A 24,879-nucleotide genomic window follows, 5' to 3' on the forward strand; every position below is an offset into this window, starting at 1 on the left:
GAGATCGCGCCCGCCGAACGTGCGCCGGGACCCGCGCGGTACGTCCGGGCCATGATGACGGCCCGTATCCGCGAACGCCGACCTCCGTTGTTGAAAAAAGGGGGGACCCCTTTTGGTTGAAAGGCGGTCGTCAGAAGGGGGCAGGATGCGCCATCCCGAGCAGGCGGCGGACCGTCGCGACACCGGCGACACCGCGAGTCGGCAACGCACGTCGGGCCTGGAAACGGCGGCCCATCGTCGCGACCGGACGCTGGCAGCGGAGCTGCTGGACGACCTGATCCATCGGCGCCTCGTCCTGGCGTTCCAGCCCGTCCGCCGGCTGGCGGCCGCGGACGCGTCGGCCTGCCTTTACGAAGAAGCCCTGCTGCGCCGGGCGGGCGAGCGCGACGACGCCCCCGCCGAGGCCATCCGCGCGCTGGAGCGCCAGGGCGCGATCGCGCAGCTGGACCGCAGCGTGCTCTGGAGCGTGATCCAGACGCTGGCGCGGCACCCCGGGCAGTGCCTGGGCGCGAACATCTCGGCGGCCTCGCTGCGCGCCGAGGCCTGGTGGCAGGCGCCGCTGCGCTACCTGGGCGCGCACCCCCGGGTCGCCCGCCGGCTGACGGTGGAGATCACCGAGACCGCGCCGGTCCGCCACCCCATCGAGGCCCTGAGCCTGATCGCGGGGCTGCAGGCGCGCGGCGTGCGCGTCGCCCTCGACGACCTGGGCGCCGGGCACGCCACCCTGGCGTTCCTGGCGCGCAGCCGGGCGGACCTGGCCAAGATCGACCGCTCCGTGCTGTTCCGTCCGCCCGACGCCCTGCGCGAACTCGTGCGCGCCTGCGCGGACCACTGCCCCTGCGTCGTGGTCGAAGGCATCGAATCCGAAGCCGACCTCGCCGCCGCCCGCCACGCCGGCGCCCATGCTGCGCAGGGCTTCCACGTGGGACGCCCGACGACCACGCCGCCGTGGCTGACCGGGCCCGCAGTCACGGTGTCCCCAGTCGAGCCGGCGTCGTGTCCCCAGCCCCGGTGAATCCGCTCGATGGAAGCGGCGTCGTGTCCGCGCCCGGAACAGCGACTGCGGCCTGCGCCGGCCCCATCGCGCGCGTCACGCGGCGCCGGAGGCGTCGATGCGCACGTCCACCGGGCGCGCCCGGTCGTCCATCGCCAGGGTCGCGATGCGCGCCCGCGAAAGCCGCCGCGCCAGCTCGACGTCCACCCCCAGGCCCTGCGCCACCTCGTCCAGCGTGGCCGCCGCCTGCGGCGCGCGTCTTTCCTTGTCGGCGAAGCGGAACCGGTTGTACTCGGCCCAGGCGATGAGCGCGATCGCGCAGGCGGCGCAGATCAGCGGCAGCGCGACGAGGACGAAGGTGTCCACCTGCTGCTCCTGGCGGTACAGCTGCAGCCACGCCAGCCGCGCGCCGAACAGCCACGACAGCAGGGTGAGCAGCGGCACCCAGAGGTAGAGGTAGAAACCCCAGAACGCCAGGGTCACCACGCCCCACAGCGTCCGGTGCGCGATCTGCTGGCGCTCGGGCTTGTGGATCAGGCGCGAATCGTAGCGGCTGGCGCTCATCGGATCCCCCTGTCCGGGCTGACCCAGACCGCGCGCCCGCCCTTGCGCTTGAGCAGCGCGCGCGGCAGCGCGACGACGGTGGTGAACAGGTTGATGGTCCAGTAGGCCATGGGATACCAGATCACCCAGAAGTAGTTGCGGCCGACGCGGGTCTCGTAGCGCCGGTCGATGATCACGCTGCTGGCGAACTGCAGCAGGCAGACCAGGGCCAGGACCATGCCGTGCCACTTCGGCAGCAGCGTGGCCACGTGCAGGTCGGGCGGCAGCGCCACGAACCTGCCCAGCGCCCAGAGCAGGACGATCGCCAGCATCGTGTAGGCCCAGGCCACGCTCAGCACGTACTCGCCCAGCACGCCCCACATGCGGCGCATGCGCCAGCTCAGCAGCGAGGCGCCGTGCCGCAGCAGCACCTCCACGCCGCCCTGGGCCCAGCGCAGGCGCTGCTTCCACAGCCCGCGCAGGGTCTCGGGCATGAGGATGAAGCACATCGCGTTCGGCTCGTAGCGGATGTCCCAGTGGTCGCGCTGGATGCGCCAGCTGATGTCGATGTCCTCGGTCACCATGTCGTCGGCCCAGTAGCCGACGCGGTGCAGGGCGGTGCGGCGGAAGCCGGCGATCACCCCGGAGACGGTGAAGATGCGGCCGTAGACGCGCTGGGCGCGCTTGATCATGCCGATGATCGAGGAGAACTCCGCCACCTGCAGCCGCCCGAGCAGGGTGGAACGGTTGCGCACGCGCGGGTTGCCGGTGACCGCGCCCACGCGCGGGCCGGAGGTCAGGTGCCAGACCATCCAGTGCAGCGCGTGCGTTTCCAGCATGGCGTCGCCGTCGATGCACACCAGGTACTCCGAGCGCGCGGCCAGCGCGCCCATGCGCAGGGCGTTGGCCTTGCCCAGGTTCCGGCTGAGGTGGATCACGCGCAGCCGCGGATGCCGCGCCGCCAGGGCGTCGAGCCGGGCGCCGGTGTCGTCGCGGCTGCCGTCGTTGATGGCGATGACCTCGTAGTCGGGGTAGGCCTGCGACAGCGCCGCGCCGAGGGTGTCGTCCACGTCCTCGGCCTCGTTGTGGCAAGGCACCAGGATCGTGGCGAACGGCGCCTCGGCCATCGGCGGCGGGTCGGCGCGGTCGCGCGCGCCGCGCTCGCGGCGGAAGAAGTAGTACAGCCCGCCGGACATCCAGAAGAACGCCATCACCATCGGGTAGAAGAAGGCGAACTGGAACATCGCGAACAGCACGGGATGCATGTCCATCTCACGGCTCCTGGTACGGGAAGCCGCTCGACGACAACGCCGCCCGCGCCTCTTCGGTGGTGGGCCGGTCGGCGACGAAGTCGTCCGGATACCAGGCCAGGTGGCGCACGCCCTGCGCCTGCAGCCGGCGCAGCTGCGCGAGCAGGCGCGGGCCGGGGATCGGCCGGCCGCTGCGCCAGTCCCGGGTCTGCAGCTCGAACACGGTGTGGACGAAGGCGGGATCGTGCGGCCGCACCGCGTCCACCAGCCGGTCGAGCCAGCGCTCGGGATCGTCGGCGCCCTCCATCCAGGGCATGGCCATCACCGCGGTGTAGTCGTAGGCCTCGCGGAACAGGTCCAGGCGCTGGGCGAACCACGCCGTGCTGGCCGGCTCCAGCAGCGGGCGCGCGTACATGTTGCGCGCGGTCTCCAGCTTCGGTCGCCAGCGCTCGGCGCGGTCGCGCAGTTCCAGGGTGAAGTCGATCAGGGCGCGCGTGCGCGCCGGGGCCTGCGCCGTCTCCGCCGGCAGTTGCGGCAGCTCCGCGTCGCGCAGGTAGGCATCGTCGTGGAACAGCAGGCCGGAGAAGCGGGCGCTGGCGGCCAGGTCCTCGTAGAGATCGCCGATCAGCGCGCGCACCTCCGGGCGGGTGAAGTCCAGGCGGTAGATGCCGTCGGCCTCGTGCGAGGCGATCGCCCACGCCCGCCGCCGTTGCGGGTCCGGCAGCTCGTAGGCCAGCACCGGCATCCAGGCGTAGACCTCGGCGCCGGTCCGGGTTAACAGCTGCCAAGCCACGCGGTTGAACAGGTCCGCGCGCATCGGCAGGTGGCGGTTGGGGAAGTACAGCGCGTCGGCCGCGCCGTTGCCGTCCGGGTCGGCGAAGGCCTGCAGGAACACGTGCGAGGGATGCACGCGCTTGACGCGCTCGACCAGGACGTCGAGGTTGCGCGCCTGCTGCGCCGGATCCGGGTCGTAGACCGCGTCCAGGTCCACGTGCAGCGCGCGCATCGTCTCCAGCGACAGGTCGCGCCGCAGTTCCGTGGCCAGGTCGATCGCGGTCGGGTTGTCCATCACCAGCAGCCGCGCCAGGTCGTGCAGGTCGGCGGTCAGCGGCGTGTCGCGGCCTTCCAGGTCGAAGGAGACGTGCATGCCCAGCGCGTCGGCGATCTCGCGCGCCGGGGCGTTGTACGCCGCGTACGGCCAGACGATGGCCCGCGGGCGGCGGCCCAGCGCCTGCTCGATGCGCTGCGCGCTCAGGGCCAGGTCGGCGCGCAGGCGCTCGATGTGCGCCGCCTCGGTTTCGTAAACGCCGCGCGCAGCGTCGTACATGCGCGTGGTGACCGCCGGCGCGGTGTTGCCCTGGGGATTGGACGGGATGCCGCGGTGCAGGTCGTGGGTATGGCTGGCCACCTCCACCAGGCCGCTGTCCTGCATCTCGCGCAGTTGCGCCCAGGTCAGGAAGTCCTCGCGGCCGAACTCGCGATAGCCGTAGTCCACCGTCCGCCCCGGCTCCAGGTCCACGTAGCTGGTGATCACGGCCGCCAGCGCCGGGTAGCCGTAGGCGCGCAGCAGCGGGAAGACCTTGTCGTAGACGCTGCGCAGGCCGTCGTCGAAGGTCAGCAGCACCGGCCGGGGCGGCAGCGGGCGGCCGCCGCGCGAGGCCTCGATCACCTGCGACAGCGAGACCGGCTGGTAGCCGTGCCCGGCCAGCCAATCGAAGTGCGCGGCCAGGTTCTGGGTGCTGATCGCGTACAGGTCGGCATCGCCCTTCTCGGCGACGTCGTCGCGCACGTCGTGGTAGCTCAGCACCAGCAGGCGCGGCGCGTCGGCCGGCGCGGCCGGGCGCGCCAAGGCCGGCAGGGCCAGGAGCAGGCCCAGCAACAGGGCGGCCAGGCCGGGAAGACGGGATGTCCAGCGGTCGCGGTGCATGCTCACTCTCCCCAGTACAGCGCGGCATCGAAGCCGATGCGTTTCTCGCGGCCGCCGTCGTAGACCGGGCGCGACCAGCTCACGCCGTACTCCAGGATCCGGCCCGCGCCCAGGCGCCACTCGTGGCGGTACGCGGCCGCGGGCACGAGCGCCGAGCCGTAGCCGTCCTGCCAGTAGTCGCCCACGGACACGGTGAGCCGATGGCGGACATGCCGTTCGTAGCGCCGCCACAGCAACTGGTCGGCGCGCAGGCCGAGTTCGAGCGAACGATCGCGCGCCGGGCTGAAGTAGGGCACGTCGTCGCGGCGGCCGCGGCTGGCGTAGAGACCGCCGAGCCCGTCGAGCTGCCAGGTGGGGCGGGTCAGCAGGCGCTGCTCCAGCGACACGGACGCATCCTCGCGCCGGTTGCCGTCGTCCAGCCGCCATTGCCCCACGCCGAAATCGAGCGCGGTGCGCTCGTGCGGCCGGAAGCGCGCACGCAGTTCCAGCCGGTCGGCGGCGATGCCGGCGGCGCGGGCCTGGCTGGAGGCGTCGGCGGCGTTGCGGTCGGCGTGCGCGGAGACGTACCAGCGATCGTCGAAGCGCCAGCCCACGCTGGCGCCGGCGGAGGTGCCGCCGAGGTCGTCGTTGGGACGGCCCAGATAGGCCTCGGCGTCCAGGCGGTCGAACCGGTAGCGCAGGCCCGCGCCCAGCCACAGCGGATCGACCTCGCGTTCGTCGTAGTCGACCTCGTTGCGCTCGGCGAACGCGAACAGGCGCCAGCGGTCCCGCAACAGCCGCGATTCCACTTCCAGCCCGAAGCTGCGGTCGTCGTTGCCGAGCGGCGATGCGCCATCGCCGCCCCGGCTGCGGCCGGCCGCGGCGCGGGCCTCGATGTGCCACCCACGGTGGGCGCGCCATTCGCGGCCGGCGCGGCGCACGTCGGCGCGCGCGTGGTGCATGCGTTCCAGGTCGTCGTAGATCGGGCGCGCGATGTCGGTGCGCTGCAGGCGCATCCAGGACTCGGCCATGCCGATGCGCGGCGGCACCGCGCGCGGCTCCAGCGTATGGGCGATGCGATGGCGCTCCAGCGCCCGCTCCGACCAGCCGCGCATCCCGTAGATGGTGCCCAGCGAGGTCTGCAGGCCGCCGTTGGCCGGCGCCATCGCCACCAGGGCTTCCAGGTCGCGCTGCGCGCCGGGCAGGTCGCCGGTATAGCCGCGGATCATCCCCAGCGTCAGGTCCACGTCGTGGCGGGCCCAATTCTCGTACGGCCGGCCGGCCTGGCCCCAGGCCGGTTCGGCGGCCTGCCACGCCTGCAGATAGTCGAGCGCGCGCCGCGGCTGCTCGCTTTCCAGGAAGGCGTAGGCCAGCTCGGTCCGGGCCCGCGAGCGGGCGGGATCGTTCCGGGTCGCCGCTTCCAGCACCGGGATCGCCTCGTCCGGATGGCCTTCGGCCAGCAGCGAAGCGCCCACGTACTCCAGCACGTAGTCCGGCAGCGTGACGCCATCGGCCTGCAACGCCTGCACCTCGCGGCGAAGCTGCGCGTGCCGGCCCAGGCGATGCAGCAGGATCAGCCGATCCAGGCGCACGCGGACCGGCGCGCGCTCAGGCGAAGTACCGCTGCGGTCGAGGTACTCGTGCAGGCGCGCTTCGGCCTGCAGCGCCTCCTCGAGATCGCGTTGCTCGGAATCGCCCGGGACCAGGCTCCAGTTGACGAGCCGGGCCAGATACTCCGATTCCAGCCGCTGCACGTGACCCGGCTCGAACAATTCGGGGCGCTGCCGGTACGCGTCCCAGGCGCGGTAGGCGCTGCCGAGGTCGCTCAGGGTCAGGACCCGGAGCCGGTACAGCGCCGGATCGTCCGGTGCTGCCGCCAGCGCCCGCTCGATGGCGTCCAGGGCGTCGAGCCACCGGCCCTGGTCGCGGGCCTGCGCGATGCGTTCCAGCGGCCCGGCAGGCGTCGAAGCCGAACCATCGGCATGGGCGAGCGCAAGGCAGGCCAAGCCGACACACGCGGCCAATGCGGCAGGTCGTGACATGAGAAGAGCCGGTTAACACCCCAACAAAATGTGACATACATCACATTATGGGGTCAAGGTTTTGTGAATCCCGGTGACTCGCGCACCGCGGCCCGCCGATATCCATGACCACGATGGCGGTCCTGAGACGTTCCGGATCGCCCTTCTTGAGGGCGGAACCGGGTGCGCTCGAAGTGCCGATCTCCCCTCAGCCCCCGATCTTCTTCATGATCGTGACCAGCCGATCGGCGAAGCTGTGCTCGTTACCGATGATCGAGACCGGCTTGCCGATCTCGCGCTTGTTTTCGTACAGGTCCAGCACCGTCTGCACCAGGGGATCCGACGTACTGACCGCGATCTTCTCGGCCTGCGCATACTCCAGCAGGCGCTTGCTCGTCTTGTAGATGTACCGGGTTGCGGCCGCGTAGTAGGACGACCCGCAGGTCGCGCGCCCGAGCCGATCCGAGTTCATCATCCGGAAGAAGTACACGGGGTTGCTGCAACCGGCGAAGTTGAGGGTGCAGGCAGGCACGAACGGCACCTTGACCGCGCCTTCGCGATACCACTTCGCGAACGCGTCATGGTCCCGGTAGAGCTTCATTTCCAGTAGTTTTCCCGCCTCCTCGCAGAATCTCCGCAACCTGCTGGTCTGCCAGCCCTTGACCACCGCGCGCGCGATGCAGCTGCATGCGGCGGAGATCATCTCGATCAGACTGGCGGCGAGCGGCGTGGCCATGACGCCGGCGATCCCCTTGCCGGCGTTGACGAGTGCGTCGAAGAACGTCTTGCCGAGATCCACCCGCATCGCCACGTCCAGCGCCTTGACGATGGTCTGGGGATGCCCGTCGCGAATTTCCACGCCGCCACGGCGGAGCGCCTGTTCGTCGAAATACCTGCGCGCGTACTCGATGCTCTTGCCGATGCCCCCCACCAGCGAGCGGAACGTACCGATGAACGCGCCGACGAACGCGCCCGCCGCCTCCGCCGCCTTGGTGTTCACCAGCTTGAGCACCCAGTCCGAGGCGGTCGCCGCGATGTCCGTCCAGCTTCCGACCGCGTCCAGTGTGGTGAACATCGTTTCCACCAGCCGTCCCACCATCGCCCGCAGCCAGGCCATGAACTTCCCCCAGGCGGTTTTCATCTCCTGGACAGTGGGCGATTCGGCGTTGCCGATACCGGCCTCGATGGTCGGCGCGACATAATTCTGCAGGATATCGTTCCCCTTCGAGCCGGAATCGGTCTTGGCCGCAAGCGCGGTGAAGTGCGCCTTCATCTCGCTGGTCTTAGCCGAATCGGCAGCCTGATCGAGCTTGAACGACGCCGCCGAGAACGCGATGTTCATCCCCGTGAAAAGAGCGTCCAGCACCGTGGCGCCGAACGGCATCGGCGCCACCTCGATCTTCGAGAACAGATAGAGGATGCCCTTCCTCTGCGTGTCGAGCTCGTCGTCGATCCAGGTGAATCCCAGCGCCGCGCCGATGCTTCGCGCCAGATCGCCGCGCGGCAAGGTCCGGCCGGTGACGCCCCGATCCTGCTTCCAGCGCGCGAACGCGTTCTGCACGTTCTTCTTCGCCTTGTTCGAGTCGGCGCCAGCGTCGACCCGCTTGCGATAGGCCTCGATGGCCTTCCGGACCTTCGCCCAGGCCGGGTCGCCTGGCGCATATGCGGCAACGGCCTGACTATCCGGCAGATCAATGCTCACGCGTTCCTCCTGTCGATGACGAGCGGACAGCGGCATCCCGCCCGAGGCATGCCCCATCCGAGCCGCGCGACGCTACCAGGGCGCCGCGGACGCGACACGACATGCCGTCTCATCGAGAGCGCCGAACATCCCAAAGGGTTCAATGGGGTGAGAGGGATTCACGACCCCATGAGCGCGCCACCGCGACAGTCGCCGCATGATCCCATCGCCCCACCTCTACCTCGTCCACCTGGAGACCGACGCACGGCCCGACGGCACCGATCCCCTGGGCTGGGTGGAACTCGCGCCTGGCCTGTACCTCGCCGAGTCCGGTCTCGACCGCTCGCGCCTCTACCACGCCATCAAGCGCCGTTACGCACCGCAACGCCTGCTGGTCGCCCCGCTCGCGGCCGCCCCCAAGTTCAAGGGCATGGCGCCCGGCGCACTGAAATGGCTGCGAGCGCGCGGGCACGCCTGAAGAGCGCCTCCGGTCGGGCCGAAGTCGTCCTTCGGTTTTCCGAAAGCCAGCCAGCGATCGCGCGTCCCGCGCCGACGCCTACCGGGCGTGGCCACACGCCCGCTGGCCGCGGACGAAGCCACCCGCATCCGCGCCTACCATGGCGCAGGAGAGTCCCTCGGCGACCTTCCAGTCGATAGTGGAGGAGACGCCGAACAGACCCGTCGACGTGCGGCCGAGGGCCGGATGCCGGGCAAAAAAGGAGAAAGGGATCGGGGTTTCTAAAGCAAGCCTAACCCCGTTTTTCTCTCCTCAATTCGTCCGCCAAGACTTCACATAGCCGTCCGCCACACCGGATGGAACCGCCTAAAAGTGAACCTGATCCCGTTACCACCACCCAGTTATCTCAACCTGACCCCGCTACATCCCGACGCTCGCCCCAAAAATCACTCTGACCCCATTACTGTGACCCCATTACTGCATTTCCCCTCCTGGGAAATCTATGCCATCGAATGGCTGGTGAACGCTCCGTTGTCCATCTCGAAAATCCAGATCCGCTGGGCAGCATCCTGGACATGAGGAGGAACCCCTCCGACCCTCAGGTAAGCACTTGCTGCCAGGCCGTCGCTCCAGTCCTCCACGCCCCCACCGAAGTAAAGGATGGGACGATTCAGCTGGAACCCGGCCGCCTGCATCGCGGCGTTGAATTGGACGATGTCGTACTGCACTCCTGATGCGAACATCGAGAAGTGGGCACCTCGAAGCCCGAAGTCATCGACTACTTGTAGCGCCCCGAGGCACGAATCGATCCTGGTGAAGGCAATCACGCGCCCCTCTGCGAACTCCCACTCCCGGATGATAGGGATTCGATGAGGATCCGTTTCCTTCGTCGCGCGAGCACCACCAAGCGCACAGCGCGCACCCGGGTTGTCCGCGGGATCGATCGAATTCCGTATCCCTCGCCCGACTTCATACTCGTAGTTGGCTGCAGCCACCGTTCAACCTCCCCAATCGCCACGATCCACCGGAAAAACGGGGTCTGGCGATGTCTCGCATCGACACAGCCGCCCGACGCGATCAACATCTCCAAATAAATGAACCTGACCCCATTTCTTACATCTTCGGGACGTACTCCCAGTAGATGCCATCGATCTTTCCCGCTATCTCTTTCAGATTCCGCAGGCTGGCGGTCACTGTCTTCTGGCACGATATGCAGGGCGAGAAGTTACTGCCTTTCTTGTCGCAGGCATAGATGATGATGCTGCAGCGCTTCGGGGCTCCGATGTCCGGTGACTTGAGGATCTGATCGAGGCTGCCCACCGCGTCAACCGCAAGTTCGGTGGAGATGTGTTCCGCGTGGATCTGCCCATTGCCGTGGCAAGAATGCTGATTCAGGCTTGACGACGCCACCACCACGTCCACGTCCACGCTATGCTCGCCTTCGCACTGCAGGCAGATAATGGTGATGGCCGAAGCGGTGGGATCACCCTTGCCCTCTTCGCGCAGAGAGCCCAGGTATTCCTTCATTGGCCTGCAGTTGACGTACAGCGATTTCAGGTTCTTCGTCAGATTATCGAAGTCAAGCGATGCGTCCATGCCGAGCCAGTTATTCACTTCGGCAGGCAAGCCGTCGTTGCTCACGTTGGATACCCAGATGAAATAGGGCTCTTGCGTCCTCATCACGGCCGGCTTGGAATCGTAAGCCCCGCTCAGCGCCTTGAGAAAGCCACCGCCCTGGGTCGGCTGCTCCGCGGAGCACGAGGCTTTCGTCTTGCCCTTCTGCTTCATCTTGTGCTTCGGCACGTTCATGGATTGCTCTCGTCTCTTGGGCGCCGCTCAGGCGAACTCGTAGTGGAATCCGGCATCGCCGCCACGTAGCCGCACACCGGTGACGACACGACCATCGAGCGCACGCCCGAGAAACTCCCGACTCACTTCCGGCAACATCGTATTGGTCAAAATCGCATCGATCATCCGCCCCCCCGATTCGCTCTCGGTGCAGCGGCTCACCACCAGCCGCACCACCTCCTCGTCGTACTCGAACGGAATCTTGTAGCGGGCCTCCACCCGCTTCTTGATGCGATTCAACTGCAGCTTCACGATCTCGCCCAGCATCGCGTCGCTCAGCGGGTAGTACGGGATCGCCACCAGCCGCCCCAGCAGCGCCGGCGGGAACACCTTCAGCAGCGGCTCGCGCAGGGCCTTGGCCATGCCCTCAGGTTCCGGCATCAGCTCCGGGTCGGCGCAGAGGCTGGCGATGAGGTCGGTGCCGGCGTTGCTGGTGAGGATGATCAGGGTGTTGCGGAAGTCGATCTTCCGGCCCTCGCCGTCTTCCATCCAGCCCTTGTCGAAGACCTGGAAGAACAGCTCGTGCACGTCGGGGTGGGCCTTCTCCACCTCGTCCAGCAGCACCACGGAGTACGGCCGCCGACGCACGGCTTCGGTGAGGACGCCGCCTTCGCCGTAGCCGACGTAGCCGGGCGGCGCGCCCTTGAGCGAGGAGACGGTGTGCGCTTCCTGGTACTCGCTCATGTTGATGGTGATGAGGTTCTGTTCGCCGCCGTACAGGGTCTCGGCCAGGGCCAGGGCGGTTTCGGTCTTGCCGACGCCGGAGGTGCCGGCCAGCAGGAACACGCCGATCGGCTTGGAGGGGTTGTCGATGCCGGCGCGGCTGGTCTGGATGCGCTTGGCGATCATCTCCATCGCGTGGTCCTGGCCGATGACGCGCTTGGCCAGCAGTTCGGGCAGGCGCAGCACGGTCTCGATCTCGTTGCGGGCCATGCGCCCGACCGGGATGCCGGTCCAGTCGGCGACCACCGCGGCCACCGCCTGGTAGTCCACGGTCGGCAGGATCAGCGGGCGCTCGCCCTGCAGTTCGGCGAGCTCGGCCTGCACCTCGCGCAGGCGCGCGAGCAGGGTGTCGCGTTCGGCCTCGCCCGGCGCTCCGGCCTCGCGCGCAGGCGCGAGCGCCACAGCAGCGGCAGGACCCGCCTCGGCTTCGGCTTCGGCCGCCGCCTCCAGCGCGCTGCCGGTGCCCTCCACCGGCGCGAGGCCATCGCGCAGGCGCGCGCGCAGCGCCAGCAGTTCGTCCACCAGCGCTTTCTCGGCCTGCCAGCGCCGGTCGAGCTCGGCCTGTCGTGCCTGCTCGGCCGCCAGCGCGGCGCGGCAGTCGGCGGCGCGCTCGTCCACGGCAATGCCGATGGCCTGCTCGCGCGCGATGATCGCCAGCTCCGTCTCCAGCGCCTCGATCCGGCGGCGGCTGTCGTCCACTTCGGCGGGCACCGCGTGCAGGCTCACCGCCACCCGCGCACAGGCGGTGTCGAGCAGGCTCACCGATTTGTCCGGCAGCTGCCGCGCGGGGATGTAGCGGTGGCTGAGCTTGACCGCCGCTTCCAGCGCCTCGTCGAGGATCTGCACCTGGTGGTGGTGCTCCATGGTGCTGGCCACGCCGCGCATCATCAGCACCGCGCGGGCCTCGTCGGGTTCTTCCACCAACACGGTCTGGAAGCGGCGGGTCAGCGCCGGGTCCTTCTCGATGTGCTTCTTGTATTCGGCCCAGGTGGTGGCGCCGATGGTGCGCAGCACGCCGCGCGCCAGCGCGGGTTTCAGCAGATTGGCGGCGTCGCCCGTGCCCGCGGCGCCGCCGGCGCCGATGAGGGTATGGGTCTCGTCGACGAACAGCACGATCGGCCTGGGGCTGGCCTGCACCTCGTCGATCACCGCGCGCAGGCGCTGTTCGAACTCGCCCTTCATGCTGGCGCCGGCCTGCAGCAGGCCGACGTCGAGCGCGCGCAGCTCGATGTCCCTGAGCGCGGGCGGCACGTCGCCGCGCACGATGCGCTGGGCGAAGCCTTCCACCACCGCGGTCTTGCCCACGCCAGCCTCGCCGACCAGGATCGGGTTGTTCTGCCGCCGGCGCATCAGGATGTCCACGACCTGGCGGATCTCGTCGTCGCGGCCGACGATGGGGTCGAGCTTGCCGCTGCGGGCCTGCTCGGTGAGGTCGGTGGTGAACTTCTTCAGCGCCTCCTGCCTGCCCAGCGCGGCCGGGGCGATGGCGCCGCTGGCCTCGCCCGGCGCGGCGGCGCCGAGGTCGAAGCCGTCGCTGGCGCGCTGGCCGGTCTCGGGGGAGTCGCCGACGATGGCGTCGAAGCCGTCGGTGAGCGCTTCGGGCTTGAGCTTGCCGAACTCGGCCGAGATGCCCAGCAGTAGGTTGCGCAGTTGCGGCGTGCGCAACGCGCCGACCACGAGATACCCGCTGCGCACCTGCGCCTCGCCGAACATCAGGGTGGCGTACACCCAGGCGCGTTCCACCGCGTCCTCCACGGTGGACGAGAGATCGGAGATCGCGGTGGCGCCGCGCGGCAGGCGGTCGAGGGCGGCGGTGACGTCGCCGGCCAGCCGCGACGGCTCCAGCCCGAAGTGCCGCACGATGCGGTGCAGGTCCGAGTCCTCCAGCTGCAGCAACTGGTGCAGCCAGTGCACCAGTTCCACGTAGGGGTTGCCGCGCAGCTTGCAGAACACCGTGGCGCTCTCGATCGCGCGGTAGGTGGTCGGGTTGAGCTTGCCGAACAGCGCGTTGCGGCCGATGTCCGCCATGGTTGCAGTCCTCCGGGATTCGTCATGCGGGAGCGGCGCGCACGGCGCCGGCGGGCGCGGACGCGCGCACCACCACGTCGTGGGCGTCCTCGGGGTCGCGGGCGCGGCCGCCCATCCAGGTGTCCAGGCCGATGCGGCCGGACAGGCCCAGCCGGGTCGGGGGCACGTCGGCGGCGCGCAGCACCAGTTGCACGTCCCATTCGTATTCGTCGCCGGCATAGGTGCGCACCAGCGCGGCGAGCTCGCGCAGGGTGCGCCCGCCCGGCATGAAGCGGCGGAAGCCGGCGCCGTCGAGCGGCCCGATCCGCAGCCGGAAGCGATGCTGGGCGCCGCGCACCCTGGCGCCCAGCACCGCGGTGCGGCCCAGGCCGGCGACCGCGGCGCGGCGGCCGAGCCGCAGCCGGGCGTCGTCGGGCAGCCGCATCCAGCCGGCGACGAAGCCGATCACCCGCACCGGCACGCCGAACGCCTGCTCGAGCAGGGCGCGCAGGCCTTCCGGATTGCGCGAGGGCGGCAGCAGGCGGCCGGCGTAGTGGCGCGCGCCGGTGGCCGCGACCGGATCGGCGGCCGCCGAGGTGCCGCCCATGCCGATCAGCGCGCCGAGATAGAAGCGGAAGCGGTCGTCGCCGGGTCGGTCGGCCTGCACGGTCGGCCGGGCGTCGGCCCAGGCGCGGTAGAACAGGCTCAGCATGCGGTGATGGAAGATGTCGGCGAACGCGGCGAAGGTGCCGTCGCGGGCGTTGAGGCTGCGGTCGATCGCGTATTCGGTCAGGTGCAGCGGCAACGGGCCGTGCGGGCCGAACAGGCCCGGCGCGAAGACGTCCAGCCGCGCCGGCCGGTCGCCGTCGGCGGGGCGGTAGCGGTCGACATGGCGCGGCGCGAAAGCCAGCGACGGGGTCTGCCGCAGGCGCACCGGGTCCTCTGCCGGGCGGCTGGAACGGCCCAGCCGCGGGCGCTGCGGGTGCGCGCGCTCCAGCAGGCGCAGGGCCTCGAACAGCTCGAACGCCTCCGGGCGCCGGGCCAGGGCGGCCTCCAGCGCCGACGGCGCCGGCATCAGACGATCCGGCGCGTGCCCAGGCGTGCCGGCCATCGGGCCACCTCGTTGCGTTCCAGGGTGCGCAGCACGGTCTCGGCGAACGCGTTGACCGAGACGTAGCGGGCGAAGAAGCGCTGCATCACCGCGCCCAGCAGGTAGGCGCCAGTACCCTCGAACGCGCTGTCGTCGCAGGTCAGCGCGATCTCCAGGCCGCGGCCGAACGCGATGGGGCCCGGCACCGGCAGCCGTCGCACCACCGGCGATGCCACGACCGACTTGATCCCTTCGATCTGCCGCAGCGCCGCCGCGTCGTGCGGGTCGCAGTACAGGCCGAGCATCTCGCGCAGCGCGGCGCCGCCCTGGCGCGGGCCGTCCTCGAACAGCGACAGGTAGTCGAACTGCAGATGGCTCAGCAGCCGCCACGCGGTCTCGCCGTTGGCGGCCGGCGGGCGCGGGCGGGTGGGACCGGCCACGCAGCGCGCGCGTTCGACGGGGAGGCCGCCGGCGACGGTGAAGTCGGTGCGCGACTTGCCCACCGGCATGTGCAGCGGCAAGTCGCGGTTGGTGCACAGCAGCTGCATGCCGAGCTGCCGCAGCGCGCTGGCGTGCGGGCGGTCGGCCGCGTCCACCAGGGCGATGAACACCTCGCTGCCGACGTAGCTCGAGCGCGCGCCCTGCCGGCGCTGCCGCCCCGACAACAGCCGCGGCTCGCGGCGCAGGGTGTAGTAGGCGGCGTGGCGGTCGTGCCAGGTGCGCGCGTCGCCGCCGTAGAAGGGCTGGAAGCGCTGCTCCGGCTCCTGGCGGTCGCCGAAGCCCTCCACGTGGCCGACGCTGTGGACCTCGAAGTCCATCGGCCGGGCGCGGTCGGCCAGCACGTGGTACTCGGTCTGGCCGGTCTTGAGGTGGATGCGGTCGGCACGGCGCGGGAACAGGTTGATCGCCGGGGTGCAGAACAGCCGGAAGTTGTCCGCGCTCACGCCGCGCCCCAGGCCGGCGACGCTGCGCCGCAGCAGCACCACGATCTCGAACTCGGCCCCCCGCGCGCGCTGCAGCGCCGCGCGCAGGCCGTCGAACTCCGCGAACAGGAAGCGCTCGGGGCAGGCGAAGTATTCCTGCAGCAGGCGGTAGCCGCTGAACGAGCGGCCGTCGTAGGGCAGCAGCGCGTCCTCGTCGTCGAAGCCGCGCGCGCGGATCGAGGCGGCGTCGCGGAACACGCCGACCGGTCCGTTCGCGCCCGTCGCGCGCACCAGGAAGCCTTCGGCATCGGCGAACAGTTGTTCGTACAGCCGCTTGGGAAGCGCGTCGGCGCCGGCGACGAATACCGGCAGGCGATCCAGCGCCAGCATCGACGCCTCGACGCCACCGGTCGCGCGCAGCTTCAGGCGGATGCCGGCGCGCGCGTCGATGCCGCCGGGGATCTCGACCCCGGCCGCGGCCAGCGCCGCGGGCGTCTCGCAGTACGCGGCCTCGGCCAGTTCCAGCGGCCACAGGGTGACATCGTGCGCGGTGCGGTATTCGCAGGCGGTGCGTTCCTCGGCGCCGGTCAGGCTGTGCAGCGGCGTGTGCCGGGGCACGCGGTGCCCGGCCGCCAGGCCGGCATCCTTCGGGTCCGGGTGCAGCTGGACCACCGCCATCGAGGGCACCGGCAGCAGGTAGTGCGGATAGAGCATCTCCAGCAGGTGCTGGGTGAACACCGGGTACTGCGCGTCGAGCTTGAGCTGCACCCGCGCGGCGAGGAAGGCGAAGCCCTCCAGCAGGCGCTCGACGTAGGGATCGGCGCACTCGAATCCGTCCAGCCCCAGGCGGCCGGCGATCTTCGGGTATTCGCGCGCGAACTCCGCGCCCATCTCGCGCACGTGCGCCAGTTCGCGGTTGTAGTAGGGGATCAGGCGCGGGTCCATGCGGCTCAGCCGTAGCGCTCGCCGACTTCGAGGCGCCCGGTCTCCAGGTCCACCTCGGTCTTGAGGTACAGGTTCAGCGGCAGCGGCTGCGCCCACATCTCCGATTCGATGTCGAACACCAGCGACTTGCGATCCATCCGCCGGCCGTCGGCGCGCACGCGCACCTGCAGCGTGTCCGGCAGCAGGCGCGGCTCGAAGGCCAGGATCGCCGCGCGCAGCCGGCGTTCCATCTGCGCCGGGTCGATGCCCGACAGCGCCAGGCCGGCGAGGTCCGGAATGCCGAAGTTCAGCACCGAGCACGCCGCGTGCGGATGGTCGTCGAACGCGCGGTCGGCTTCGGCGTGGGTGCAGTTGAGCAGCCAGGACAGGTCGCGGATCACGCACTCGCGCAGGCGCGCGGCGGTGATCGTGCGGCGGTCCCGGCTCTCCTCGCCGCGGCCCGGTTCGTCGTCGGCGAGCCGGTCCAGCAGCGATGGTTGCAGGCGTTCCTGCGGCGTCAGTTCGGCCATCGCGCGCTCCGTCGTCAGTCGAGGTCGAACTCGATCCGGCGGATGTCGAGCAGCGGGTACTCGCCCGTGTCGGTGGCCAGCATGCGTTGCCCGCAGCCGGTCCAGGTCTGCGCGTCGCATTGCGACCAGTCGGTGCGCCGGCCCAGCCGCAGCAGGTCGTCGGCCGCCGCCTCGCTGCCGGGATAGCGCGCCGGCACGAACGCCGGGGTCTGCCCGCCGTTGCTCCAGGTGACGGTGGCCGGCGCCCACAGCGTGTCGCACAGCATCGTCGGCGCTTCCAGGCGCAGCTCGCGGATGCGCGAGAACGGCGCCCAGCCGTAGCCGCCGTCGATCAGCACCTCCAGGCACGGCCCGAAGCGCGGGTCGGCGTCGGCCAGCCAGGCGAACGGCGCGCCGTCGATGCGGCCGCGCGTGGCCGGCGCCTGCTCGAAGGCTTGCGCGCGCAGCGGCGCCGCCGGCGCGTGCAGCCCCTGCGCGCTCAGCTTCGCGGCCTGCAGCAGCAGCACCAGCCAGGGTTCCGGCTCGCCGATCGCGGTCGGCAGCCACTCCCCGGCGAACACCGCCGCGCGCACCCGCTCGGCTTCCAGCACGGCGCCGTAGGCCGCCTCCAGCACGGCATTGGAGGCGTCCATGCGCCGGCTCGCCTGCAGCTGGCTCGCGGCCCGCTCCCATTGCCCGGCCGCGGCCAGCAGCTGGAACAGGAACACCCGCGACGCCGCGTCGGCGGGATGGCCGCGGACGTGCGCGCTCAGCGCCTGCAGCGCCTCGCCCAGGCGGCCGGCCCTGAGCAGGGCTTCGGCCGGCGAGGGCGCGGGATCGCTGGAGTTCGCGGACGGCATCGCGCGCGGCGCCGGCCGTCAGGCCGCCGCGGTGGCCTGGATGTCGTAGGTGAACTCCTTGGCCGCGCCGTCCTTGGCGCCGTCGGGCTTCTGCGGCTGGAAGCCGTACTTGAACTTGCCGAAGTGCAGGGTGACGTTCTCGGTCAGGCGGTCCTCGCCGCCGGAGCCGCCGGTGGACACCGAGGTGACCATCACGCCGTTGCTCAGGTGCAGGGTGACGTAGTCGGTCTGCTCGCCGGTGGCGTTGGTGACGTACAGCCAGGCCTCCTCGATGCGCGCGCCGGTGGCGGCGGCCTGCAGCAGCGCGTGCGAGGACGCGTCCACGTACTTGGTCAGGGAGATGTCCTGCACGTGCGCCTTGCCGCCGGCGCCGGTGCTGGCGCTGTGCAGGTCGGCCGAGTTGGACAGGCCCCAGGACCAGGCCAGGATCGGCACCTCGCCCTTGTGCTTGGCGTGGTCGGACGCGCCTTCGATCTTGATCTTGCCGCCGCCGAACTTGATGTGCATGTCGAACGCCATTGGGTGAATCCTCTCGTGGTCGAATCGTTTCGGATGGATCGCGCGCGCGCCGGAGCGAGGGGCGCGGCGAAGGGGAACGCAGGGCCGCGCGTCAGGCCTTCGCCTCGGACGGCAGCCTCGACACCAGCCGCAGCGAGACGGTCAGGCCCTCGAGCTGGTAGTGCGGCTTGAGATAGAACTTGGAGGTGTAGTAGCCGGGCGCGCCCTCGACCTCCTCGACCACGACCTCCGCCGCGGCCAGCGGCTTGCGCGCCTTGGCGTCCTCGCTGGAGTTGGCCGGATCGCCGTCGACGTAGTTGAGGATCCAGTCCTGCAGCCAGCTCTGGACCTGGTCGCGGCTGCGGAACGAACCGATCTTGTCGCGCACGATGCACTTCAGGTAGTGCGCGAAGCGGCAGCAGGCGAACATGTACGGCAGCCGCGCGGCCAGCGCGGCGTTGGCGGTGGCGTCCGGGTCGTCGAACTCCTCCGGCTTGTTGAGCGACTGCGCGCTGATGAACGCCGCCATGTCCGAGTTCTTGCGGTGGACCAGCGGCATCAGGCCCATGCGGTCGAGCTCGGCGGAGCGGCGGTCGGTGATCGCGATCTCGGTCGGGCACTTCATGTCCACGCCGCCGTCGTCGGTCGGGAACGTGTGCGTGGGCAGGTTCTGCACCGCGCCGCCCGATTCCACGCCGCGGATGCGCGAGCACCAGCCGTATTCCTTGAACGAGCGGTTGATGTTGACCGCCATCGCGTAGGCCGCGTTCTGCCAGGTGTACCTGGACGAGTCGGCGCCGGCGGTGTCTTCCTCGAAATCGAATTCCTCGACCGGCTCGGTCCTGGCGCCGTAGGGCAGCCGCGCCAGCGTGCGCGGCATCGCCAGCCCGATGTAGCGCGCGTCGTCGGATTCGCGCAGCGAGCGCCAGGCCGCGTAGTCGGGCGTGGAGAAGATCTTCGCCAGGTCGCGCGGGTTGGACAGCTCGTTCCAGCTCTCCATGCCCATCAGGCTCGGCGCGGCGCCGCCGATGAACGGCGCGTGCGCGGCCGCGGCGACCTGCGCGATGCCGCGCAGCAGTTCGACGTCCGGCGGGCTGTGGTCGAAGTGGTAGTCGCCGACCAGGCAGCCGTAGGGCTCGCCGCCGAGCTGGCCGTACTCCTCCTCGTAGATCTTCTTGAACACCGGGCTCTGGTCCCAGGCGGTGCCCTTGTAGCGCTTGAGCACCTTGCCCAGGTCCTTCTTGGACACGTTGAGCACGCGGATCTTGAGCTGCGTGTCGGTCTCGGTGTTGTTGACCAGGTAGTGCAGGCCGCGCCAGGCGCTTTCCACCTGCTGGAACGCCGGGCTGTGCAGGACCAGGTTGAGCTGCTCGCCGAGCTTGCGGTCGATCTCGGCGATGTAGGCCTTGATCGTCTGCGAGACGTCGTCGGAGACCACGTCGGCGCGGCTGAGCACCTGCTCGGCCAGGGTGCGCACCGCCGATTCCACTTCCTCCCGCGCGCGGTCGCTCCTGGGCTTGAACTCCTTGTTGAGCAGGGCGGCGAAGTCGCCGGCCTCGAGGGTGGCGGCTTCCGGCGCGGCGGCCAGCTGTTCGGTGGACATGGCCGGTTACTCCCCGTTCTCGCCGTCGGCCGGCTTGGCCGCGGACGTCAGCGCCTGCAGCAGGGCGGGATCGCGGATCGCCTGCGCGATCAGGTTCTCGGCGCCGGCCTTGCCGTCCATGTAGGTGTCGAGGTTGGCCAGCTGGGTGCGCGCCTCGAGCAGCTTGGCCAGCGGTTCGATCTTGCGCGCGACCGCCGCCGGCGAGAAGTCGTCCATGCTCTCGAAGGTGATGTCGACCGCCAGCTCGCCCTCGCCGGTCAGCGTGTTGGGCACCTTGGCCACCACCCGCGGCTTCATCGACTGCAGACGGCTGTCGAAGTTGTCGACGTCGATCTCCAGCGCCTTGCGCTCTTCCACCGGCGGCAGGTCGGCGGCGTTGGCGCCGGACAGATCCGACAGCACGCCCATCACGAACGGGATCTGCACCTTCTTCTGCGCGCCGTAGACCTCGACGTCGTACTCGATCTGCACCCTTGGGGCGCGGTTGCGCGCGATGAACTTCTGACTGCTTGCCATGGCTCGTGGCCTCCGATTGATCCCTGTGCCGGTCCCCGCCGGCGACGGCTCCGGTGCGCTGGCGGCCCGGAAGACGCATCGCGGCCGCCGGGCCCGGAGACCCTGCCGCGACGTCGCGCGCCGCCGTGGCGGGCGGTGCGGCGACGCGTGTGGCGGTGCGGTCCCCTTGGCCGGACGAATGGCCGATGCGGCGCGGTTGCAGCCGACGATCCGCAGTCTAGGAGCGGCCTTCCGGCGCAACCCGACAATTCGTCTCAGCCGCGCGCCGGCGCGATCGCGCACCCGGCGCGCGATCGGATGACGGGATCGGTCGCCGTTTTGCGCATTGGTTGAACGAGGGGGCGAGGACGCCCCGCCTTGCGCGACCGATCCACCGATGAACCGAACCCACGCTCCGACCGCGACGACGCCGCCGCGCCCGTCCCATTCCGCCCCGTACCGCTCCCGGCCCACGCAAGCGCTGGACGCGCCGCCGCCGCCGGCGGCCGCCGCGAACGCGGCCGGCGATCCGCGCATGCTGCGCATCCTGCTCCATATCGAGCAGCACATCGGCGACCCGGACCTGGGCGCGACCCGGCTGCAGCGGTCGTTCGGCGTATCGCGTCCCACCCTCTATCGCATGTTCCAGCCGGTCGGCGGCGTCTCCCGCTACATCCGCGAACGCCGCCTGCTGGCCGCCCACCAGCGGCTGCGGCGCGAACCCGGCAGCAGCATCACCTTCCTGCTCTACGACCTGGGCTTCGAGTCCGAGCGGCAGTTCCAGCGCGCGTTCCAGGCCTGCTTCGGCATGTCGCCGGCGCAGTGGCGCGAGCACTGCCGCGCCGAGGCGCCGCCGCGCGCGCTCCGTCGCCAGGGTCGCTAGGCGCGGGAAACACCGGGCCGGCCAGCCGCGCGCCCGGCCCTGGCGCGCCGTGTCGCACGCCCCGGGGCAATCTGAAATAATGCCCCCGCTGCATCGCCGCCCCGCCGCCGCACGCTCCGCCTCGCGATGCCGGTCCCGCGGCGTGTCATATACTCAGCCGCTAGCTGTGGCCTCGCAGCCACGCGCCAAGGGTGACCCGTGCGCAACTACGACCTCGATTTCCTCAAGAAATTCTCGCTGGTGATCCTGTTCCTGATGGTGGTCACCGGCGGGCTCATCGGCCTGGCCGCGTGGCTGCACCGCACGATCCCGGCCGATGTTCCGGACGCGGTCGTGCAGCAACGGATCGACCGCATCGCGCCGGCGGGCGAGGTCTACGCCGGCTCCACCGGCGCCGCGGCCCAGGCCGCCGCCGCGGCCGCGGCGGCCGCGCAGGCGGCTTCGCAGGTCGCCTACGGGGGCACCCTGGACGGCGGCGTGATCTACCAGAACCTCTGCGCGGGCTGCCACGCCAGCGGCGCCGGCGGCGCCCCAACGCTCGACCACGCGCACTGGGACAGCCGCATCGCTCAGGGCGTGGAAACCCTGCACCGCCACGCCATCGAGGGCTTCACCGGTTCGACCGGCGTGATGCCCGCGCGCGGCGGCAACCCGGCGCTGACCGACGAGCAGGTGATCGCCTCGGTCGACTGGATGCTCGAGAACCTCAAGTAGCCCGCGCGCCGGGCGAGCGACGCCGCCGCAAGGCGGCGTTCGCGTTTCTGGCCCGCGCAACCCGCGACCCGCCCCCCAAGAGAGCCGCCCTGCATGCCCCGCCGCCTGTCGAACCCGCTCCGCCTGGCCGCGCTGCTGGCGCTGGCGTTGTCCGGCTGCGGCGCGCCGCCGACGCAGCAGGCGGCGCCGGGGGACGGCCCGCTCCCGATCGGCCGGGTGCAGGGCGACGGCGCGCGCAGCCCGCTGGAGGGCCGCGAGGTGGAGATCGAGGGCACGGTCACCGGCCATTTCGCCCGCCACCTGGGCGGCTGGTTCGTGCAGGACCACGGCGACGGCGATCCCGCCACCTCCGACGGCCTGTTCGTGCTCGGCGGGCCGGCGGTCGAGGGCCTGCGCCAGGGCGCGCGGGTGCGGGTACGCGGGCGCGTGGTCGAGCACGGCGAGGACGAGGCAGGCACGACCCTGACCGCCCTGGTCCCGGGTACGGTGCAGGTCCTGGGCGCGGGCGAACCGCCGGCGCCGCTGGCGCTGCGCGAGCCGCCGGAGGACTGGGAGCCCTACGAAGGCATGCGCGTGCGCATCGAGGCGCCGCTGACCATCGGCGGCCACCACGAGCTGGCGCGGCGCGGCGTGCTGCTGGCGAGCTTCGGCGGCCGCCTGTACGCCCCGACCGAGATCGCCGCGCCCGGCGCCCCCGCACGCCGCGTCGCGCAGGACAACGCGCGCCGCGAACTGCTGCTCGACGACGCCCGCGCCGACACCCCGCGCGACATCTGGTACCTGCCCGACGAGGCCCAGGCGCCGCGCAGCGGCGGCACGCTGTCGGGCGTGGAAGGCATCGTCGACCAGCGCTGGGGCCGGGTGCGCCTGCAGCTCACCGCGCCCCCGCGCCTGCACGCCGCGCCCCGGCCCGAGCCGCCGCGCGTGGGCGGCGACGTGCGCGTGGCCGCGCTCAACCTGGAGAACCTGTTCAACGGCGACGGCCGCGGCGGCGGCTTCCCGACCGAGCGCGGCGCGCGCACGGCGGCCGAGTTCGAGGCCCAGCGCGACCGGCATGCCGCCACCATCGCCGCGCTCGATCCCGACATCGTGGCGTTGATGGAACTGGAAAACGACGGCGACGGCCCCGAGTCCGCGATCGCCGCGCTGACCCGGGCGCTGCGCCGCGACGGCGGCGACTGGCGCCACGTGGCCGCCGGCAGCGGCGCTGGCGGCGATGCGATCCGCGTCGGCCTGGTCTACCGCGCCGACCGCGTGCGGCCGCTGGGCGCGCCGGCCGCGCTGCGCGAGGCGCCCTTCGACGCCGGCAGCCGGCCGCCGCTGGCGCAGGCCTTCGTGCCGCGCGCCGGCGGCCCGGCGCTGGTCGTGGTCGCCAACCACTTCAAGTCCAAGGGCTGCCGCGACGCCGCCGGCGAGAACGCCGACCGCGGCGACGGCCAGGCCTGCTGGAACGCGATGCGGGTCGAATCCGCGCGCCGGCTCGACGCCTGGCTGCGCACCGACCCGACCGGCGCCGGAAGCGCGCTCACGCTGATCGTCGGCGACCTGAACGCCTATGCGCAGGAAGATCCGCTGCGCCTGCTGCGCGCGGCCGGCTGGCGCGACGCCTTCGCCGGCGCCGACGACGCGCCGCCCTACAGCTATGTCTACGAGGGCCGCGCCGGCCGCCTCGACCATGCGCTGCTGAGCCCCGCGCTGGCCGCGCGGCTGGCCGGCGCCGCGCACTGGCACGTCAATGCCGACGAACCCGCCTCCCTCGGCTACCGCCATGCCGACGGCCGCGGCCCCTGGCGCAGCTCCGACCACGACCCGCTGCTGCTGGGCTTCCACCTCGCACGGCCGCAGTAGGGCGCATCGACATTCCGGCCCGCAGCGCAGAAGCGGTCCTGCGCCCGCGAGCGGCAGCATGTCGTCCCTTCCCGCACGCGGGCCCATGCCGCTCCCTCTCCCGCAAGCGGGGCCATGTCGTCCCTTCTCCCGCAAGCGGGGTCGTGCCGTCCCTTCTCCCGCAAGCCGGATGAGGGCCGCTTTACACGCCTGCGGCGCACCCCCATCCGCCTTCGGCACCTTCCCCCGCTCGCGGGGGAAGGAAAAAACAGGATGCCCCCCGCTTGCGGGGGAAGGGAAAAACAAGATGGCCCCCGCTTGCGGGGCAAGGCAAAGACAGCCTGGCCTCCGCCATCGCGCGGCGTTCCCGCCGGCGGCGGCTTCGACGTGCGCCGCCACGGCGCCCGCACGCGCTGCCGGTATCATCCACGCATGGACCTGCCCCCCTTCCCCGACGATTCCGCGACGCTGACCCTGCCCGGCCCGGCGGGCCGGCTCGAAGTGGCGGTCGATCCGCCGGACGAGGACGCGCCGGCGCGGCCGTTGGTGGCGATCGTGTGTCACCCGCTGCCCACCGAGGGCGGCACCATGCACAACAAGGTGGTCACCATGACCGCGCGCGCGCTGCGCGAGGTCGGCGCCGCCACGGTGCGCTTCAATTTCCGCGGCACCGGCGAATCGGAAGGCGCATTCGACCACGGCGACGGCGAACTGGACGACCTGCGCGCAGTGGCCGCCTGGGTGCGCGCGCAGCGCCCCGGCGACGCGCTGTGGCTGGCCGGTTTCAGCTTCGGCGCCTACGTCAGCCTGCGCGCGGCGGCCGAGCTGCAGCCGGGCATGCTGATCTCCATCGCGCCCCCGGCCGGACGCTGGGACTTCGGCGCCATCGCCCTGCCGACCTGCCCGTGGCTGGTGATCCAGGGCGAGGCCGACGAGGTGGTGGACCCGCAGGCGGTCTACGACTGGCTGGACGCGGCCGAGGCCGAGGCCGAGCTGGTGCGCATGCCCGACACCGGCCACTTCTTCCACCGCAAGCTGATGGACCTGCGCGGCGCGATCAAGCACGGCGTGCGCGACCACCTGCCCGCGCCGCGCGCATCGGTCGGCTGATGCGGTCTCCCCA

21 protein-coding genes are annotated in these 24,879 nt (G+C 71.2%); 6 read left to right on the forward strand and 15 right to left on the reverse strand.

Features of this window, described 5'->3' with window-relative positions; translation table 11 throughout:
- Nucleotides 1-145: 145 nt before the first annotated feature.
- Nucleotides 146-1,015: an EAL domain-containing protein gene (locus Z164_RS19625; RefSeq protein ID WP_024888758.1), complete on the forward strand. Its 870-nt coding sequence runs from the start codon at nt 146-148 to the stop codon at nt 1,013-1,015.
- Between the two features lie 75 nt (nt 1,016-1,090).
- Here the strand turns inward: Z164_RS19625 and pgaD are convergent, their stop codons facing one another.
- The 5 genes from pgaD to Z164_RS0100345 all read right to left on the reverse strand — a co-directional run bounded on the left by pgaD (nt 1,091) and on the right by Z164_RS0100345 (nt 8,416).
- Nucleotides 1,091-1,558 carry a poly-beta-1,6-N-acetyl-D-glucosamine biosynthesis protein PgaD gene (gene pgaD / locus Z164_RS0100325; protein ID WP_024888759.1) on the reverse strand — a complete coding sequence of 156 codons (468 nt, stop codon included), beginning with the start codon at nt 1,556-1,558 and terminating at the stop codon, nt 1,091-1,093.
- Nucleotides 1,555-2,808 carry a poly-beta-1,6-N-acetyl-D-glucosamine synthase gene (pgaC, locus tag Z164_RS0100330; protein ID WP_024888760.1) on the reverse strand — a complete coding sequence of 418 codons (1,254 nt, stop codon included), beginning with the start codon at nt 2,806-2,808 and terminating at the stop codon, nt 1,555-1,557. Before pgaC ends, pgaD begins: the two co-directional genes overlap by 4 nt.
- A 1-nt stretch (nt 2,809) precedes the next feature.
- The gene (pgaB, locus tag Z164_RS0100335) at nt 2,810-4,714 is read right to left on the reverse strand and encodes a poly-beta-1,6-N-acetyl-D-glucosamine N-deacetylase PgaB (protein WP_024888761.1); all 1,905 of its coding nucleotides are present in this window, start codon (nt 4,712-4,714) and stop codon (nt 2,810-2,812) included.
- A gap of 2 nt (nt 4,715-4,716) precedes the next feature.
- Entirely contained in the window at nt 4,717-6,735 is a 2,019-nt protein-coding gene (pgaA, locus tag Z164_RS0100340) for a poly-beta-1,6 N-acetyl-D-glucosamine export porin PgaA (RefSeq protein ID WP_024888762.1), read from the reverse strand.
- 187 nt (nt 6,736-6,922) lie between these two features.
- The gene (locus tag Z164_RS0100345; RefSeq protein WP_024888763.1) at nt 6,923-8,416 is read right to left on the reverse strand and encodes a hypothetical protein; all 1,494 of its coding nucleotides are present in this window, start codon (nt 8,414-8,416) and stop codon (nt 6,923-6,925) included.
- A 196-nt stretch (nt 8,417-8,612) separates the two neighbouring features.
- On the opposite strand from Z164_RS0100345, the gene Z164_RS0100350 reads away from it, so the two are divergent.
- On the forward strand, nt 8,613-8,873 hold the full coding sequence (locus tag Z164_RS0100350; RefSeq protein WP_024888764.1) for a hypothetical protein: 261 nt from the start codon (nt 8,613-8,615) through the stop codon (nt 8,871-8,873).
- 479 nt (nt 8,874-9,352) lie between these two features.
- On the opposite strand, the gene Z164_RS0100355 is transcribed toward Z164_RS0100350, so the two are convergent.
- The 10 genes from Z164_RS0100355 to tssB all read right to left on the reverse strand — a co-directional run bounded on the left by Z164_RS0100355 (nt 9,353) and on the right by tssB (nt 20,353).
- Nucleotides 9,353-9,847 carry a hypothetical protein gene (locus Z164_RS0100355; protein WP_152540819.1) on the reverse strand — a complete coding sequence of 165 codons (495 nt, stop codon included), beginning with the start codon at nt 9,845-9,847 and terminating at the stop codon, nt 9,353-9,355.
- A 118-nt stretch (nt 9,848-9,965) separates the two neighbouring features.
- Nucleotides 9,966-10,661: a hypothetical protein gene (locus Z164_RS0100360; RefSeq protein WP_024888766.1), complete on the reverse strand. Its 696-nt coding sequence runs from the start codon at nt 10,659-10,661 to the stop codon at nt 9,966-9,968.
- Between the two features lie 27 nt (nt 10,662-10,688).
- Complete coding sequence (tssH, locus tag Z164_RS0100365) at nt 10,689-13,451, reverse strand: type VI secretion system ATPase TssH (protein ID WP_024888767.1); 2,763 nt, start codon at nt 13,449-13,451, stop codon at nt 10,689-10,691.
- Between the two features lie 22 nt (nt 13,452-13,473).
- Entirely contained in the window at nt 13,474-14,541 is a 1,068-nt protein-coding gene (gene tssG, locus Z164_RS0100370; protein ID WP_024888768.1) for a type VI secretion system baseplate subunit TssG, read from the reverse strand.
- The gene (tssF, locus tag Z164_RS0100375) at nt 14,505-16,388 is read right to left on the reverse strand and encodes a type VI secretion system baseplate subunit TssF (RefSeq protein WP_024888769.1); all 1,884 of its coding nucleotides are present in this window, start codon (nt 16,386-16,388) and stop codon (nt 14,505-14,507) included. Before tssF ends, tssG begins: the two co-directional genes overlap by 37 nt.
- 5 nt (nt 16,389-16,393) lie before the next feature.
- A complete protein-coding gene (gene tssE, locus Z164_RS0100380) occupies nt 16,394-16,897 on the reverse strand; it encodes a type VI secretion system baseplate subunit TssE (RefSeq protein ID WP_024888770.1) in 504 nt (167 codons plus the stop codon).
- Nucleotides 16,898-16,911: 14 nt separating this feature from the next.
- Nucleotides 16,912-17,736 (reverse strand): type VI secretion system accessory protein TagJ, encoded by an 825-nt coding sequence (locus tag Z164_RS0100385; protein WP_024888771.1) that lies wholly within the window; start codon nt 17,734-17,736, stop codon nt 16,912-16,914.
- Nucleotides 17,737-17,754: 18 nt separating this feature from the next.
- Complete coding sequence (locus Z164_RS0100390) at nt 17,755-18,255, reverse strand: Hcp family type VI secretion system effector (protein WP_024888772.1); 501 nt, start codon at nt 18,253-18,255, stop codon at nt 17,755-17,757.
- Between the two features lie 91 nt (nt 18,256-18,346).
- Nucleotides 18,347-19,837, reverse strand: a complete 1,491-nt coding sequence (gene tssC / locus Z164_RS0100395) for a type VI secretion system contractile sheath large subunit (protein WP_024888773.1) — start codon at nt 19,835-19,837, stop codon at nt 18,347-18,349.
- A 6-nt stretch (nt 19,838-19,843) separates the two neighbouring features.
- A complete protein-coding gene (tssB, locus tag Z164_RS0100400) occupies nt 19,844-20,353 on the reverse strand; it encodes a type VI secretion system contractile sheath small subunit (RefSeq protein WP_024888774.1) in 510 nt (169 codons plus the stop codon).
- Nucleotides 20,354-20,729: 376 nt separating this feature from the next.
- On the opposite strand from tssB, the gene Z164_RS19630 reads away from it, so the two are divergent.
- From Z164_RS19630 to Z164_RS0100420, 4 genes are all read left to right on the forward strand, one after another.
- Nucleotides 20,730-21,215: a helix-turn-helix domain-containing protein gene (locus Z164_RS19630; protein WP_024888775.1), complete on the forward strand. Its 486-nt coding sequence runs from the start codon at nt 20,730-20,732 to the stop codon at nt 21,213-21,215.
- A 198-nt stretch (nt 21,216-21,413) separates the two neighbouring features.
- Nucleotides 21,414-21,929, forward strand: a complete 516-nt coding sequence (locus Z164_RS0100410) for a c-type cytochrome (RefSeq protein ID WP_024888776.1) — start codon at nt 21,414-21,416, stop codon at nt 21,927-21,929.
- Between the two features lie 93 nt (nt 21,930-22,022).
- On the forward strand, nt 22,023-23,777 hold the full coding sequence (locus Z164_RS0100415; RefSeq protein ID WP_024888777.1) for an ExeM/NucH family extracellular endonuclease: 1,755 nt from the start codon (nt 22,023-22,025) through the stop codon (nt 23,775-23,777).
- A gap of 411 nt (nt 23,778-24,188) precedes the next feature.
- Nucleotides 24,189-24,866: an alpha/beta hydrolase gene (locus Z164_RS0100420; protein WP_024888778.1), complete on the forward strand. Its 678-nt coding sequence runs from the start codon at nt 24,189-24,191 to the stop codon at nt 24,864-24,866.
- Nucleotides 24,867-24,879: the final 13 nt, after the last annotated feature.

The sequence above is a fragment of the Luteimonas huabeiensis HB2 genome (assembly GCF_000559025.1).
GTDB lineage: Bacteria > Pseudomonadota > Gammaproteobacteria > Xanthomonadales > Xanthomonadaceae > Luteimonas > Luteimonas huabeiensis.